Source organism: Bacillus sp. BSL6 (genome assembly GCF_052928345.1).
The window spans coordinates 17348-32518 of record NZ_JAVGCW010000001.1 but is presented as its reverse complement, the minus strand read 5'-3'; the positions used below and the strand labels follow the sequence as shown (position 1 = coordinate 32518).

Genomic DNA, 15171 nt, shown 5'->3' with positions numbered 1-15171 from the left:
AGGTCGCTCCAAAGCGGAACAACCTCTTTTTCTATTCCTGAACCGTCACAATAACCCCATCCATATTGTTTCCCGAAATTTCATACTGCTTATTCACCGGAACATTCACTTTCATGTTTCCGGAAACTTTATAATAAGAAACCGTATATTGCTTACCTTCCACATCGGTTGTGATTTCTTTTTGCTCTTTTAAGAAATCTAAGTATTCCTCTAATGTAATTTTCTTTTTTTGCATAATTGCACTATGAGGTAGGCCGACATAACGGATGTGCCACGGCTCATATTGAATGCCTGTAATGTTACTTTTATTTTTCGGATAGCGTAAAACAAAGCCGTGCTTCCATACGTTCTCTTCAATCCATTTTCCTTCAGGCGCTTTTTCCATTTTCTTTTGCGTTGAACCAACGTCCAGTGATAACCCTAAATTATGTTCACTATATCCTGCTGGGAGTGCATAATCAGATCCCATTTTTTCATATAGCTGTCTTTGCTCTTGGAAATCTCGATAGCCGCTATTCATTAAGAAATGTTGTACGCCATCTTTTCCAGCTGCATCGACAACGTTCAAAAACTTTTTTACAACATTTTTTGATAAACGAAGGTTTCTATTAAATATTACGTAGCCTCTCACTAATTCACTATTATGATTTACATTTATAATATCAGACCTAATACTATCTTTTTTAACTGGATAATCCCTGTTAACTAATAATAAATCGCCCTTATAAACTTGTTCCTTCGTAATCTCTTTCTCCTCGGTATTTGCTGCCTTTACTAGCTCATCTTTCTCGACAATTTTAACGTCGATTTCCTTTTGAAATAACGGTGATATATAAACGCCTACACATACTGTGCACGCTATAAAAAAAGAAATAAATACCCACTTTTTCATTTCTAGTTCCTCCTTAACGTAACTTACGTATAGAATAGAAAAAACTATTAAAATAAAAAGTGGGGTAAAGTTTAAATTTTTATTAAATTGTTACGTTTTCGTCTTTTGGCAATCGCACTTCAAACATTGTTCTAACTACATTACTTTCAGCAGAAATCGTACCATTATGCTGCTCGATAATATTTTTTGCAATAAATAGCCCAAGGCCCGTCCCGCCACGGTTCTCTGACCTCGCTTTATCACCTGTATAAAACATATCAAAAAGATACGGTAGGTCTTCTTCTGGAATGCTATCTCCGTAATTCATAACTTGTACGACAACTTCTCCATTATCGATATACCCATTCAGATCAACAAATTGCCCATCATATCCGTATCGAACAGCATTTGTTAACAAGTTTTCAAATACTCTAGCTAACAATTTTCCATCACCGTTAATCGGCAAATGAGGATCAACATTCAATCTAGCTTCTAAATGGTGTTTTTCTAGTAACGGATACAATTCCTCATCTAGCTGTATAAGCAGCTCACTTATATCAATCGGCTTTTTATTTAGTTGTAACATGCCATAATTCATACGTGTAATTTCAAATAATTCATCAATTAAGCTTTCAAGCCTTTGTGATTTCGTATATGCAATTGTGGAGAAATGTTTAATTTGTTCTTTTGTTAAATTCTCATCTTTAAGAATTAAATCTAAATAACCTAAAACAGATGTTAACGGCGTTCTTAAATCGTGAGCTAAGTTAACAATAAGCTGGTCTTTACTACTTTCCGCAAAGTCTCCTCTTTCCACCGCTTCTTTTAACTTTTCACTCGCAACATTTATTTCACGTGCGATGTCTCCAAATTCATCATTTGATGAAACTTGAACTCTATTCGTAAAGTTACCGTTCGCAAGATGATGAATCCCGTTAGAAATCTCACTAAAATACTTTAAATACGGTTTTGTCAAAAAGAAGAAAAAGATAATAGACAACGGGATAAAGAAAATTAAAAAAAAGTTAATATCTCCAAATTCCCTTACGATTGACCTAAATTGTGCTAAAGGCTCTTCATAGCGAACCATCGTTTTATAATACAACTGCAATCCTTTATAAATTATATAAGTTACAGTTGCAGCGAGCACCATACTTAACGCAAATAAGGCAATCATTTTAAATCGAAAGCTTTTCATCATGTTATCCATTGAAAGTATACCCTACTCCCCACACTGTTTTTATTAGCTTATCTTTTCTTTTATCTTCCCCAAGTTTTTTCCGCAACGTACGAATATGTACCATAACTGTATTTCCGCCTTCATAATAATCATCTGCCCATACTTGCTGAAAAATATTTTCCACATTGTATACTTTCTTCGGGTGACTCGCTAATAAATATAAAATATCAAACTCTTTCGGTGTTAATTCAACTTGTTCTCCGTACACATTTACTGTTCTTCGCTCAGGATCAATCACGACCCCGCCTACCGCTAAAGCAGATTTATTCTCCGCTACTTTCGGCTGATTTAACGTAAGAAACCTACGTAATTGTGCATTTACACGCGCAACTAATTCAATCGGTGTAAAAGGTTTCGTCATATAATCATCTGCACCTAATACAAGACCTGTCACCTTATCAAAGTCCGAAGTTTTCGCACTTAAGAAAATGATTGGCATATGGTGCTTCGCGCGAATTTGACGCGTCACTTCATACCCATCCATTTTCGGCATCATAATATCTAAAACCACTAAGTCGATTGGCTGCGTTTCAATAATATGAACTGCCTCTTCCCCGTCCGCTGCCTTTACGACGTGGTACCCTTCTTTTTCTAAATGTATCTCAATTAAATCAGCAATTTCTGCCTCATCATCCGCTATTAAAATGGAAATGCGCTTCATTTTACTCCCCCTTTATACGCTCGATTGTAAACTAGTCTATGCAATTTGTACAATGCGAAAAGGTTACTCGCGGGAGTAACCTTAGTAAATGAAATTATATCGACGATTTTCCAAATATATCGAACACAACTTGAATTATATCGACGATTTTTTTAATATATCGACGTTTCGACAAGGAATATCGACTTACCGACAATTAACGACGAAATTCGCCCACTATTTTAAAGACTCAACCTACCGATCAAAAACAATCCGCTGCTTCGTGATTTCCGCCAGCCTTCCGCGATCTACCTCATACTCAGCATCAACGCTTTGCGGCACCATCACTTTCCCTCCCTCAAGCATCACTTCCGGCGAAATAATATCCTTCTCCCAATGTCTACTAGAAGCGGATATATCGCCTGGAATCGTAAAGTTCGGCAATGAGGCGAGGGCAACATTTTGTGCTCGTGAAATCCCCATCTCTACCATACCGCCGCACCAAACTGGTATGTTATGCTCCATACAATAATTATGGATTTGGATTGATTCTGTTAATCCGCCTACTCGCCCTGGTTTAATGTTAACGATTTGGCAACTGCCAAGTGTAATCGCAACACGCGCATCTTCTAAACTATGGATACTTTCGTCCAAACAAATTGGCGTTTCTATTTTCTTTTGCAACTGTGCATGATCAAGAAAATCGTAATCCGCTAGCGGTTGCTCAATCATCATCAATTGGAATTCATCTAGTCGTTTCAGACTCTCTGTATCCGCTAATGTATACGCTGAATTTGCATCAGCCATTAACGGGATATGCGGAAACTCTTTACGAATTTCTTTCAATAACTCATAATCATGCTCTGGCTTTATTTTCACTTTAAAACGCTCGTATCCTTCTTCCGCGTACTTCTCGATTTGTTTTAGCATAACTGGAATCGTATTAAGCCCAATTACAACACCAACTTCAATTTCAGCCTTCATTCCGCCAAGCACTGTCGCTAGCGATTTGTTTTGACGCTTTGCATATAAATTCCAAACAGCCCCTTCAATTCCTGCCTTTGCCATTCGGTTTCTTTTTATATGCTGGAACAAACTCGGCACTTCATTCGGATGAGAAATTTCAGCCTTTAATAAATCTGGTAATAAAAAGTCTTGCAGTACATGTAGCGCCGTCTTCACTGTTTCTTCCGTATACCAAGGTTCAGAAAATGCAACGACTTCGCCAAATCCAATGTACCCGTCCTCATCTTCTAATTCAATGACGATACTTTCACGCTTTTCATACGTTCCGTAGCTTGCAGCAAACGGGATGACGAGTGGCATTTCCGTTATATGAAGTGTCGCTTTTTTTATCTCCACTTACATCTCCTCCACTAATTGTCTTAACTCTCGTCTTAACAATTTTTTCGAAGCATTTCGTGGTAATTCCTCTAAGAAACAAGCTTTTTTCGGCACTTTATATTTCGCTAATTTCTCTTCGCAAAAGTGAAGAATTTCTTCTTCTGTTACCTCTCCACTTTTTACAACAAAAGCAGCAGGTACTTGTCCCCATTTATCATCAGTCATACCGACAACACCAGCTTCCGCTACCGCCGGATGAGAAAGCAACACTTCTTCAATTTGAGCCGGATATATATTCTCTCCGCCAGAAATAATTAAATCACTGCGGCGATCTAATACGTATAAAAATCCTTCTTCATCTAAATAACCGAGGTCACCAGTATGAAGCCATCCGTTTTGAATTGTTTCGCGCGTCGCATCTTCACGGTTAAAGTAACCCCCTGTTACGTTCGGTCCTTTTACTACGATCTCGCCTTCTGTAAACGCCGGCACTACTACGCCATCTTTTTCAATACGCAGTTGGCACTGGAATAGTGGTTTTCCAGCTGACCCTACTTTCGTTAACATATAATCTGCGGATAACGTACAAATTTGCGAAGACGTTTCTGTCATACCGTACGTTTGATATACAGGAATCCCTTTATCAACACACGTTTCTAACAGTGGTTTCGGCGCTGGTCCTCCGCCAAGTAACATGCATCTTAAAGAAGGTGGATATGTCTCTGCCCCAAGTCTCTCTAATAAATCAGTTAACATTTTAGAAACGACAGAGATAATTGTTACCCCTCTCGTTTGAAGTGCTTTATGAATAAAATCAGCATCATATTTCGGAACGAGTAAAATGCGCATGCCGTACATAATATTTTTCATTAAAAGAGATAGTCCGCCAACGTGGAACATCGGCATACAAGCTAACCAACAATCATCATCACGAAGGCCTAAATTAAGCGAAGAACCAACCGCGCTTGCCCAATGATTGCCGTACGTTAAAATAACGCCTTTCGGTTTGCCTGTCGTCCCAGACGTATAAATAATCGTCATCGCTTCTTCTAAAGAGAACTCTTCTTGTATAGAGGCCTCCGCCTTCGGTCCATTCATCACCTCTACGAATGAATATACAGGAACATCTTTAGCATCAAAATCTTGATCCGTCACTAAACAAATAACTTCAGCATCATCCATTTGCCAAAGTAGCTCTTCTCTTGAAAGACGCGTATTTAAAAGCACAGCTACTGCACCTACGTAAGATAGGGCGTGAATAACTGTAATCATCTCCATACCATTTTTCATCAGAACAGCCACCTTTTGCCCCCGCTTCACTCCTATATGTGTGAGGTGTTCACAAACAGATACTACTTTTTCATGTAGCAGCATAAAAGTAACTTTCTCTTCCTCTATTTCAATTGCAGTGCGATCTGGTGTTAAAAATGCACGTTGCATTAACCAATTTGGCATCGTCTCCATCACTCATTCTCCTTTCATGAAAGAAAGAGACTTGATATGACATCAAGTCTCTTAGTTGTTTTGTTTCCGGTTTGACCTTATCCAGCTGCGCCTCCTAGCCCCTTCCGTCTAAGAACCTTCCGCACGAGAAAGTAAAAAACACTTTCTGTGCGAAAGAACCTTAGCCAACGGGGCTAAACAGTCGGCTCCGCTTTTGGTTTGATCACGGGAAACGAGGGAATTGACCGAAGTCTGGACGGCGTTTTTCTTTGAACGCGTCGCGACCTTCTTTTGCTTCGTCAGTTGTGTAGTACAATAACGTTGCATCTCCAGCTAGTTGTTGAATACCAGCTAGACCGTCTGTGTCTGCGTTGAATGCAGCTTTTAGGAAACGAAGTGCCATTGGGCTGTTTGCTAAAATTTCTTGTGCCCATTGTACTGTTTCTGCTTCAAGTTGTTCTAATGGTACTACTGTGTTTACTAAGCCCATATCAAGCGCTTCTTGAGCACTGTATTGACGGCATAGGTACCAAATTTCGCGAGCTTTCTTGTGGCCTACCATACGAGCTAAGTAACCAGCTCCGTATCCACCGTCAAAGCTTCCTACTTTAGGACCTGTTTGTCCGAATACAGCGTTGTCTGCAGCGATTGTTAAGTCACATACGATATGAAGTACGTGTCCTCCACCAATTGCATAACCTGCTACCATTGCGATAACTGGTTTAGGAATTGCGCGAATTAGACGTTGTAAGTCTAATACGTTTAGACGTGGGATTTGGTCGTCACCTACATATCCACCATGACCGCGAACTTTTTGGTCGCCGCCAGAACAGAATGCACGTCCACCTTCACCTGTTAAAATGATAACGCCAACATTTGCATCATCACGAGCATGTGCAAAAGCGTCGATTAACTCCATTACCGTTTTAGGACGGAATGCGTTATGTACTTCAGGGCGGTTAATCGAAATCTTTGCGATACCATTGTATGTTGAATAAATAATATCTTCGTAATTGCCTTCTTTTACCCATTCAATAGCCATTACAACTACCTCCTTGTATATTTCTGATCTCCTCTATAAGTGTAACTTCATTCTTAATTGAAAAAAGCATCACTGCATAGTTTTTAGAAATCCCTTTACTATTGTATCAAACTTTTCCGGTTGTTCCACATGAATTGCATGGCCAGCACCATCAATTTTGACAAATTTCGCGTCAGAGACGCATTTTTCGATATTTTTTAATATGCGAAAGAACTTTTCATCATGCTCACCGTTCATTAAAAGAACAGGCATTTTTAAGTTTTGCAGCTCATTCCACCATGAAGGCTGAGCCCCTGTTCCCATGCCGCGCAAGCTATTTGCAAGTCCTTTTGAATTGTTAGCAAGTCGTTCTTTTCGCACTGCTTCTTGTACGTTTTGTGCTAAACTTTTTTGCGTTTCAAACAGCGGAATATTTTCCCACATCGATACAAAACTTTCGATGCCTTCTCGCTCGATTTTATCGGCAAGTCGCTCGTCTTTTTCACGACGTTCTTCCCGCTCATCTTCACTTTCAAGACCAGCTGTACAATTTTCTAATAAAAGAGAACGTACATATTCTGGATATAGACATGCCATCGTAATCGCCAGTCTACCGCCCATTGAATAGCCGAGTATGTGCGCTTTTTCAATATGAAGGAAATCTAGTAGTTCTTTCATTTGCAATGCTGCATTTCGAATATCATAATGCGTCACATCTTCAGGGCTTTCTGTTTTTCCGTGCCCAACAATGTCTACTAAAATAACTTGAAATTGCTCGCTCCAAGAAGGAACGAATGAACGCCACGTTTCCATGCTTCCCGTAAAACCATGAAGAAGTAGAAGTGGTTCTCCGCTTCCGACTACTTCATATTCATACGATACACCTTGCAGCGTTACGTTCATTTTGATTCACCTTGCAACGATGTAGTAATTACGTCCTGTGTTTTTGCCCATAACGTACGGTGCAATGTTAAGTTTTCATCACGGTTCGTACAAATTTCCACAACGTGTAAACCTTCTGTCGTTGCTCCCTTTTGTACTTCTTCACGGAATTGCTCCCAACCATTTACACGGCTAAATGAACCGCCATACATTGTAACAACATGCTCATAATCAAGCCCAATTGGAGTTCCGAATAATGATTCGAAGTGCTCCTTTTTCTCATATTGCGGTAAGAATGAGAAAATACCACCACCGTCATTATTTACAACGACAATTGTTATATTTAATTCATGTAATTTTGCGGCTAGTAGTCCATTTAAATCGTGATAGAATGATAAATCACCGATTACTAATACGAGCGGATCGCAAATCATGCTCGCTCCTAAAGCTGTCGAAATGATCCCATCAATCCCATTTACACCGCGATTTGCCATTACTTGAATGTCTTTATCCGATGTGAAGAAGAAAGAATCTGTATCACGAATTGGCATACTATTACTTGCAAATAACGTTGCCCCTTCTGGTAATACGCGGACAATATCTGTAATGACTCTTCCTTCAAATGCTGTATCATATGTTTCCATTTCACGAAGTGTTTCCTTCGTTTTTTCGTTTATATGTTGCCACATTTGGGACCAATCATTCTTTTTCATAACTGGCATTTTTTCTATTAGTGCACTGCAAAATGCAATATCACTCGCTTGGACAACTTCTGTTGCAACGAGAGCCGGATCTCTCCATTGTCCAGATTCGTCAACAACGATATGAACAGCTTTCGTCTGTTTTTTAATGAATTGCGTTAATGCTTTCGAAACAGGCATACCACCGAAGCGAATTAAAGCGTCCGGCTTCCACGTTTCTTTTAACAATTCATTGCGTAAAAATGTATCGTAACAGTCGATTACCATCGTTTTATCATGGTGTCCGCTACGAATGTTAGAAAGTGGATCCGCTAATATTGGATATCCCGTTTTTTCAGCTAGTTGCGTTGCAAACGTTGCGATTTCTGAATGACTATCATCTCCACAAATAATAAGCCCCTTTTCCATATGTGAAAGGCGCCCTACAAGAGAATCTACATATTCACTCGGCATCACCGCGTTCCCTCGCTGAACTACTCCTGTATATTCTCCGCGTCCTTTATCCCATAAACTTTCTAATGAGAAGTCCGGGATAAGCGGTTCGCGAACCGGAAAATTAAGATGAACAGGTCCTTGCGGCGCTAAACAAGCACTTGCTATCATGCGCTGCGTTGTCATGCGAGCGTAGTGGTACATCGCTTCACTCGCTTCTGGAATTGCCATCTCTGTAAATTGCTTCACAAACGTGCCGTATAAATTAAATTGATTCATCGCTTGTGGTGCACCGACATCTCTTAATTCATGCGGTCTATCTGCCGTTAAGACGATAAGCGGTACTCGTGAATGGAAAGCTTCACATACAGCTGGATAGTAGTTCGCTGCTGCCGTTCCTGACGTACATAATAATGCAACCGGACGTTTTTTCGCTTTTGCGATACCGAGCGCAAAAAATCCTGCAGATCTTTCATCTACATGTAAATATGTGTTCATTCCTTCATGTTGTTCCATTAGTAGAGCAATCGGCGTTGACCGTGAGCCTGGACTAATGACAACATCACATACATTTAGACGCGTCAGTTCATCCACGAACGCGCCTAAATAATATGATAATGCTTCTATATGATTGTTCATTTCATTAATTCCTCCAAAGCACCAAGCATCGGTCTAAACTTCAAACTTGTCTCTTCATATTCAAGTTGCGGTACTGAATCAATTACAATCCCGCAACCGGCAAATAAGGATGCTTTCTCGCCATTTAATAATCCGCAGCGAAGTGCAACCGCAAATTCACCATTTCCTTCATCATCTATCCAGCCAATCGGTGCACCATATAATCCTCTGTCTAACAATTCAACATCACGAATTAGTTTCATCGCTTCCAAACGAGGTGTTCCGCCAAGAGCTGGTGTTGGATGTAATTCTTCTACCATCGTTAAAAGACTCGCTTCGCCTTTTGCCTCTACAGGCGTATATAAATGAATTAAGTTTTTCGTTGTTAATAGACCGGGACTCTCCGGAATATTAACGTATTCGCAGTGCTCATTTAATACCGACCTGATCATATTCACAACATAACCGTGTTCAGCTAAATTCTTTTCATCATGAAGAAGCGCATTACTATTTCGCTTACTTTCTTCTATAGATTGACCATGACCAGTTGAACCAGCAAGACACATCGAAGTAAACTTCTCATCTTCTTTGCGAATTAATCTCTCTGGCGTCGCCCCTAAGAAGCATGCTCCTTTATAATCAAAAGAAAATACGTAACAATCTGGTTGCCCAATGCGAAGTGCTTCTAAAACAAGAGCAGAATCAATATGATGATCCATCTCTACTTTTAGCTCCCTCGCTAATACAACCTTCTGCACGTTCCCCTGCTTCATCTCATCTTGCACTTTCTCAATGGCCTTCATCCAGCCTTTCGGATCCACTTCTACTTTAGAAGTAACTGTTAATTTTGATCCTTCTAGTGCACATTTACTCTCCTCAAAAATTTTCTCTTCTAAAGAAACAATTTCGTTATAAAGAGTTTCTGCACAATCTGTTGCTGAAACGAATGTATTCATTGTTAACCATGCTTTTTCATTTTTTACCGTTAATAAAAATGCTGGTAGTGAAAATGTCGTATCATCAAATTCTTTCCATAAATCTGTTTTCTCTTTTTCTTGGTCAAATGAAAATCCACCAAATAAAAGAGGACCTGTTCCAAATTCGTATTTTTCTCTTTGTACAAATGCTTTCTCTTTTACTTTATCCCACTCGTCACGGGCAGTTTGAAAGCGTTTGTGAGAAGCAGTTGCTATAGTGAAAACAGAGCCAATTCCAGCAAATATTACATGCTGAGCTGGGTCTGCAAAATAACATCTATTTTCGAATGCACTCCTTTTTCCTGCTGCATAAAACAGAAGCGGATCCATCCAGTCTATTTGTTTTACAAAACTAACCAATATTTTTTCATCAGTTGCATGCTTAATGGCTGCACTCAGAACTTCTTGCAAGCCTTTTTGTTTCGTTTGAATCACAATTGTCTCCCCCCTATGGGCGAAAAATAGTCATAATTACGCTTGATTTTAAGATACACCTCAAACGAAAGGCCTGTCAACGTTTAGCATTTCTGAGAAATTCACCTTCTCTTCCTAGAAAATAAACGTTGACACTAAATGATGCTTTTTCTACACTTAGTTGTGTACAATATGTGACCAAAGGAGGATTCAACATGGAAATGAACGTCGAAACGAATTCCTCTCCTACGGCGCCAAAGCCAAGCAAGCAAACAGGCTGGCGCATTTGGTGGAGTTTACTACGTCCCCATACATTAACAGCAGCTTTCGTTCCTGTTTTCATCGGAACAGCCTATGCAATGCAGGTCGGCGGTATAAATCAAATACATCTCCCTCTTTTTCTTATAATGCTTCTTGCTTGTCTTCTCATTCAGGCAGCAACAAACATGTTTAATGAATACTTTGATTATAAAAGAGGACTTGATCACGAAGGTTCAGTCGGTATCGGCGGCGCTATCGTTCGCGATGGCATTCAGCCAAAAACAGTGCTTAACTTAGCATTTGGATTTTTCGGCATCGCAATACTATTAGGTGTTTATATTTGTATGAATTCTAGCTGGTGGCTTGCTGCAATCGGTCTTGTTTGTATGGCCGTTGCTTATCTTTATACAGGCGGTCCACTTCCAATTGCCTATACACCATTTGGAGAGTTAACAGCCGGATTATTTATGGGTGTCATTATTATTGGGATTTCATTCTTTATCCAAACTGGAACTGTAACATCAGAAGTCGTTTTACTATCTATTCCAAGCTCGATTTTAATTGGTGCCATTTTACTAGCTAATAACATCCGTGACTTAGATGGTGATAAAGAAAACGGTCGTAAAACGTTAGCCATTCTTGTTGGACGCGAGCGAGCGGTTGGTGTACTTGCTTCTATGTTCATCGTTTCCTACATTTGGACAATTGCTTTAATTATCGTGAGCATCGTATCACCATGGATGCTTATCGTATTTTTAAGTGCACCGAAAGCATTTAAAGCGACGAAAGGCTTTATCGGCAAAAGCATTCCAATGGAAATGGTACCTGCAATGATAGCAACAGCAAAAACAAATACAATCTTCGGTCTCCTCATGGGAATCGGATTATTGCTTGGATATTTCCTTTAAAAGGAGCTGCTAATGCGGCTCCTTTTTCATATACCAATTTCAGCTCATAATTCCTACTCGCAACGCTCATACTATGTAAAGAAACTGAATTGTAGGAAGGTGGACGACTATGTTAACTCCACAACAAATAAATCAATTTAAATCCGTTTTAGAAAAACAAAAACAAGAACTAGAGCAAACGATACAAACACACGAAAATGAAGATCGTGCATCTGAACGTGAATCTGTTGGAGAATTATCTAGCTACGATAACCATCCGGCTGATATGGCAACAGAGCTATATGAGCGTGAAAAAGACTTCGGGCTTATTGAACTTTGGCATAAACAGCTAGAGGATACGAAACATGCCTTGCAGAAAATAGAAGCGGGTACGTACGGCATTTGCGAAGTGTCTGGCGAAGAAATTCCATTTGAAAGATTAGAAGCAATGCCAACCGCTACAACATGCATCCAGCACGCGACAAATAAGTTAAATATGAATACGCGACCAGTTGAAGAAGAAGTGCTGTCTCCTTCTTTCCACAAACATGATGAAGATCGTTCTGTTGAATACGATGCAGAAGATGCATGGCAAGATGTTGCCAATTACGGAACATCTGAAACACCATCTGATTTAGAAAGACAAGATTCGAAAAACTATAATGGCATGTACGTAAATAGCGAAGAAAACGTAGGCTACGTAGAGGATTTCGAAAACTTTATCGGTACAGATATGTATGGAAAAAATCCGCAAGTTTTCGCTACGGAAGAACATGAAGAATATGAGCAAATGCTTGATGACTTTGAAGAGCGTACTTTTAAGGGCGAATTATCTTCAAATGAGTCGAGTTCCAAAGAATAAAAAAAAGCATTCCGAAAATCGGAATGCTTTTTATCGCTAGCTAATTAGTTTTTTGTAACGTTAGCAGCTTGTGGTCCACGGTTACCTTCAACGATTTCGAAAGAAACTTCTTGACCTTCTTCTAAAGTTTTGAATCCGTCACCTTGGATAGCTGAGAAGTGAACGAATACATCGTCTCCACCTTCAACTTCGATGAAACCGAAACCTTTTTCGCTGTTGAACCATTTAACTTTACCTGTTTGCATGTCATGTACCTCCTAAATAAAAATGAAACTATGAATCCACATGAAAAGGTGGATATAAAGGACATGAATGTATAACAAGCTTACAGCCTTTAATTCAACGTGCTTTATTTCCGTACCACATTATGTAGCTCAATAGTGACTTCACTATATCACGCTATATCAAAAACGTCAAATGAGAACACTTTCATTCCATCATTTTTTTATAATTTTAATATAATGTTGAATTTCCATATTCATATTTTATTGGAAAATTAACAAAACTATAGTGTTCTAATTCTAATAATTTCTGTACAATATAATTACTACATATTTATGAGGTGAAAAAAATGCAAGCACATGAAATCGAGTATAAATTATACGGCGATGATATGCAGTTTGTTGAAATTGAGTTAGACCCAGAAGAAAGCGTTATCGCAGAAGCTGGCGCAATGATGATGATGGAAGATTACATCGAAATGGAAACAATCTTCGGGGATGGTTCTGGACCATCTGGAGGTTTATTCGGAAAGTTAATGGGCGCTGGTAAGCGTCTCGTTACAGGTGAAAGCATGTTTATGACTGTATTTACAAATACAGGTCACGGCAAGCGTCACGTATCCTTTGCTGCTCCTTATCCGGGTAAAATTATTCCTGTAGATTTAACAGAATATCAAGGGAAAGTAGTTTGTCAAAAAGATGCGTTTCTTTGTGCCGCAAAAGGCGTTTCTATCGGCATTGAGTTTACGAAAAAAATAGGAACTGGTTTCTTCGGTGGTGAAGGTTTCATCATGCAAAAACTTGAAGGTGATGGACTTGCTTTCATGCACGCAGGCGGAACTGTATACAAACGTGAATTAAAGCCTGGCGAAAAACTTCGCATTGATACAGGTTGTCTCGTTGCCATGACAAAAGACGTTAATTACGATGTCGAGTTCGTTGGAAAAGTAAAAACAGCTCTATTTGGCGGCGAAGGTTTATTCTTCGCAACGTTAGAAGGCCCTGGAACAGTTTGGATCCAGTCCTTAACACTTAGCCGCTTATCAGCACGCCTGACAAGCCCAGCTGCTCAAGGCAGTGGTGAAGGTAGCGTTTTAGGTGGACTTGGTCGTTTATTAGATGGAAAAGAGTAAAAAGTGCCCTTATGGGGCGCTTTTTATTTTGGTAAACTATACTTTTACTCTTTTCCATCACGTAACTGAATGTATACGCCTCATTTTCAAAACTCTCCAAAAGAATGAATCAAGTCCCTCACTGCATATATTGAACTATACCTTTTCTTAAGGAGGCTCCCTTAATGCGTACTCCTTTATCCTTTGATAAAGATACTGCCATACTGTTAGCTTCTTGTTGTGAGTTAACATATGAACAATATAAACAAAATGGGATTTTCGAAATACCAGATGGTTTTCAATATGTACAAGGCTTTCAAGGAAAAACCATTCAAACGACAGAATGGTTCGGATTCATACTAGAATCTGAGGATACCGTTATTGTAGCTTTTCGCGGGACACAAACAGATACAGACTGGATTATCGATTCACTCGTTAACCAAAAACCATACCCATATGCTTTAAATAGCGGAAATGTCCATAACGGCTTTCTTTCCATTTATGAATCTTGCCGAGATTCTATTATGGATATGCTCGTATCATTACCAGCCCATAAGAAACTTCTTGCAACAGGTCATAGTTTAGGCGGCGCGCTCGCTACCCTACACATACTAGATGCGCGTATCAACACCGCCTTTGCACAGTACGGTCTGTATACATTTGCCTCCCCAAAAGTGGGAGATATCGCCTTTCGGAATTATTATAAACTGCAAGTAGCTAGTAGCTTTCGTTTCGTCAATTTATTTGATGTCGTTCCACTTCTTCCTCCTCGAAACATAAATTTTAATGACCAAGACTGGGAATATGCACACGTTCATCACAACATGACTTTTACAAAAAACACAAAATCTATTACAAATAATCATGCTATGACAACATACAAAACATGTCTGACCTCTCATTTTTAACCAGTAAACAATTGGAAATTAAATATCCTTATACTATAATAATATATGAAGTTATTTTTGGATGAGGGGACCTTACATGCTAAAATTTATCTTTGCACTTTTTCTCATTGTAATTTTTTCGTTGACGGGTTTCTTTACATTTTCATACTTTGCGACAGGAGAATATGATGGAACAGGTATCATATATACTGCTATCCCATTTCTTTCTTAAGCAAAAAAAGAAAACCGAGCTTAATGAGATTAAGCTCGGTTTATTTATTAATTTCAATTTTTTTCGGTAAATCGGTATATCTTAAAAATCGCCGATATAAATTTCATATAGCCTTTTCCGGCCTAG

General features: G+C 39.2%; 15 protein-coding genes. 5 read left to right on the top strand and 10 right to left on the bottom strand.

Annotation, left to right across the window (positions count from 1 at the left end):
- Positions 1–31: 31 nt before the first annotated feature.
- The 9 genes from RCJ96_RS00240 to RCJ96_RS00200 form a co-directional block, all read right to left on the bottom strand.
- On the bottom strand, positions 32–892 hold the full coding sequence (locus RCJ96_RS00240; protein ID WP_416504492.1) for a M15 family metallopeptidase: 861 nt from the start codon (positions 890–892) through the stop codon (positions 32–34).
- 82 nt (positions 893–974) lie between these two features.
- Positions 975–2081, bottom strand: a complete 1107-nt coding sequence (locus tag RCJ96_RS00235) for a HAMP domain-containing sensor histidine kinase (protein ID WP_242304800.1) — start codon at positions 2079–2081, stop codon at positions 975–977.
- Entirely contained in the window at positions 2074–2772 is a 699-nt protein-coding gene (locus RCJ96_RS00230; protein ID WP_416504493.1) for a response regulator transcription factor, read from the bottom strand. Before RCJ96_RS00230 ends, RCJ96_RS00235 begins: the two co-directional genes overlap by 8 nt.
- 234 nt (positions 2773–3006) lie before the next feature.
- Entirely contained in the window at positions 3007–4113 is a 1107-nt protein-coding gene (gene menC, locus RCJ96_RS00225; protein WP_270796476.1) for an o-succinylbenzoate synthase, read from the bottom strand.
- Positions 4114–5559: an o-succinylbenzoate--CoA ligase gene (locus RCJ96_RS00220; protein WP_139302687.1), complete on the bottom strand. Its 1446-nt coding sequence runs from the start codon at positions 5557–5559 to the stop codon at positions 4114–4116.
- 202 nt (positions 5560–5761) lie between these two features.
- On the bottom strand, positions 5762–6580 hold the full coding sequence (gene menB / locus RCJ96_RS00215; protein ID WP_074541422.1) for a 1,4-dihydroxy-2-naphthoyl-CoA synthase: 819 nt from the start codon (positions 6578–6580) through the stop codon (positions 5762–5764).
- Positions 6581–6649: 69 nt separating this feature from the next.
- Positions 6650–7462: a 2-succinyl-6-hydroxy-2,4-cyclohexadiene-1-carboxylate synthase gene (gene menH / locus RCJ96_RS00210; protein ID WP_074606150.1), complete on the bottom strand. Its 813-nt coding sequence runs from the start codon at positions 7460–7462 to the stop codon at positions 6650–6652.
- On the bottom strand, positions 7459–9213 hold the full coding sequence (menD, locus tag RCJ96_RS00205; protein ID WP_416504494.1) for a 2-succinyl-5-enolpyruvyl-6-hydroxy-3-cyclohexene-1-carboxylic-acid synthase: 1755 nt from the start codon (positions 9211–9213) through the stop codon (positions 7459–7461). The genes menH and menD overlap by 4 nt, the downstream gene beginning before the upstream one ends.
- Positions 9210–10604, bottom strand: coding sequence for an isochorismate synthase (locus RCJ96_RS00200; RefSeq protein WP_416504495.1), 1395 nt, complete (start codon positions 10602–10604; stop codon positions 9210–9212). The genes menD and RCJ96_RS00200 overlap by 4 nt, the downstream gene beginning before the upstream one ends.
- 194 nt (positions 10605–10798) lie before the next feature.
- Here RCJ96_RS00200 and RCJ96_RS00195 point away from each other — a divergent pair, with 194 nt between their 5' ends.
- Positions 10799–11752 carry a 1,4-dihydroxy-2-naphthoate polyprenyltransferase gene (locus RCJ96_RS00195; RefSeq protein ID WP_270796465.1) on the top strand — a complete coding sequence of 318 codons (954 nt, stop codon included), beginning with the start codon at positions 10799–10801 and terminating at the stop codon, positions 11750–11752.
- Between the two features lie 109 nt (positions 11753–11861).
- Positions 11862–12593, top strand: coding sequence for a yteA family sporulation protein (locus tag RCJ96_RS00190; RefSeq protein ID WP_000957376.1), 732 nt, complete (start codon positions 11862–11864; stop codon positions 12591–12593).
- Positions 12594–12637: 44 nt separating this feature from the next.
- On the opposite strand, the gene cspD is transcribed toward RCJ96_RS00190, so the two are convergent.
- Complete coding sequence (gene cspD, locus RCJ96_RS00185) at positions 12638–12838, bottom strand: cold-shock protein CspD (RefSeq protein ID WP_001193054.1); 201 nt, start codon at positions 12836–12838, stop codon at positions 12638–12640.
- A gap of 326 nt (positions 12839–13164) precedes the next feature.
- Here cspD and RCJ96_RS00180 point away from each other — a divergent pair, with 326 nt between their 5' ends.
- The 3 genes from RCJ96_RS00180 to RCJ96_RS00170 all read left to right on the top strand — a co-directional run bounded on the left by RCJ96_RS00180 (position 13165) and on the right by RCJ96_RS00170 (position 15045).
- On the top strand, positions 13165–13947 hold the full coding sequence (locus tag RCJ96_RS00180; RefSeq protein WP_001147838.1) for a TIGR00266 family protein: 783 nt from the start codon (positions 13165–13167) through the stop codon (positions 13945–13947).
- A gap of 164 nt (positions 13948–14111) precedes the next feature.
- Positions 14112–14834, top strand: a complete 723-nt coding sequence (locus tag RCJ96_RS00175) for a lipase family protein (protein ID WP_001260123.1) — start codon at positions 14112–14114, stop codon at positions 14832–14834.
- A gap of 76 nt (positions 14835–14910) precedes the next feature.
- Positions 14911–15045 carry a hypothetical protein gene (locus RCJ96_RS00170; protein ID WP_033694819.1) on the top strand — a complete coding sequence of 45 codons (135 nt, stop codon included), beginning with the start codon at positions 14911–14913 and terminating at the stop codon, positions 15043–15045.
- The last annotated feature ends 126 nt before the right edge of the window (positions 15046–15171 follow it).

What these genes read in the sequence shown, in the direction of transcription:
- RCJ96_RS00240 (WP_416504492.1), bottom strand. Translation starts at nt 892, where the DNA reads ATGAAAAAGTGGGTATTTATTTCTTTTTTTATAGCGTGCACAGTATGT.
- RCJ96_RS00235 (WP_242304800.1), bottom strand. Translation starts at nt 2,081, where the DNA reads ATGGATAACATGATGAAAAGCTTTCGATTTAAAATGATTGCCTTATTT.
- RCJ96_RS00230 (WP_416504493.1), bottom strand. Translation starts at nt 2,772, where the DNA reads ATGAAGCGCATTTCCATTTTAATAGCGGATGATGAGGCAGAAATTGCT.
- RCJ96_RS00220 (WP_139302687.1), bottom strand. Translation starts at nt 5,559, where the DNA reads ATGGAGACGATGCCAAATTGGTTAATGCAACGTGCATTTTTAACACCA.
- menB (WP_074541422.1), bottom strand. Translation starts at nt 6,580, where the DNA reads ATGGCTATTGAATGGGTAAAAGAAGGCAATTACGAAGATATTATTTAT.
- menH (WP_074606150.1), bottom strand. Translation starts at nt 7,462, where the DNA reads ATGAACGTAACGCTGCAAGGTGTATCGTATGAATATGAAGTAGTCGGA.
- menD (WP_416504494.1), bottom strand. Translation starts at nt 9,213, where the DNA reads ATGAACAATCATATAGAAGCATTATCATATTATTTAGGCGCGTTCGTG.
- RCJ96_RS00195 (WP_270796465.1), top strand. Translation starts at nt 10,799, where the DNA reads ATGGAAATGAACGTCGAAACGAATTCCTCTCCTACGGCGCCAAAGCCA.
- RCJ96_RS00190 (WP_000957376.1), top strand. Translation starts at nt 11,862, where the DNA reads ATGTTAACTCCACAACAAATAAATCAATTTAAATCCGTTTTAGAAAAA.
- cspD (WP_001193054.1), bottom strand. Translation starts at nt 12,838, where the DNA reads ATGCAAACAGGTAAAGTTAAATGGTTCAACAGCGAAAAAGGTTTCGGT.
- RCJ96_RS00180 (WP_001147838.1), top strand. Translation starts at nt 13,165, where the DNA reads ATGCAAGCACATGAAATCGAGTATAAATTATACGGCGATGATATGCAG.
- RCJ96_RS00175 (WP_001260123.1), top strand. Translation starts at nt 14,112, where the DNA reads ATGCGTACTCCTTTATCCTTTGATAAAGATACTGCCATACTGTTAGCT.
- RCJ96_RS00170 (WP_033694819.1), top strand. Translation starts at nt 14,911, where the DNA reads ATGCTAAAATTTATCTTTGCACTTTTTCTCATTGTAATTTTTTCGTTG.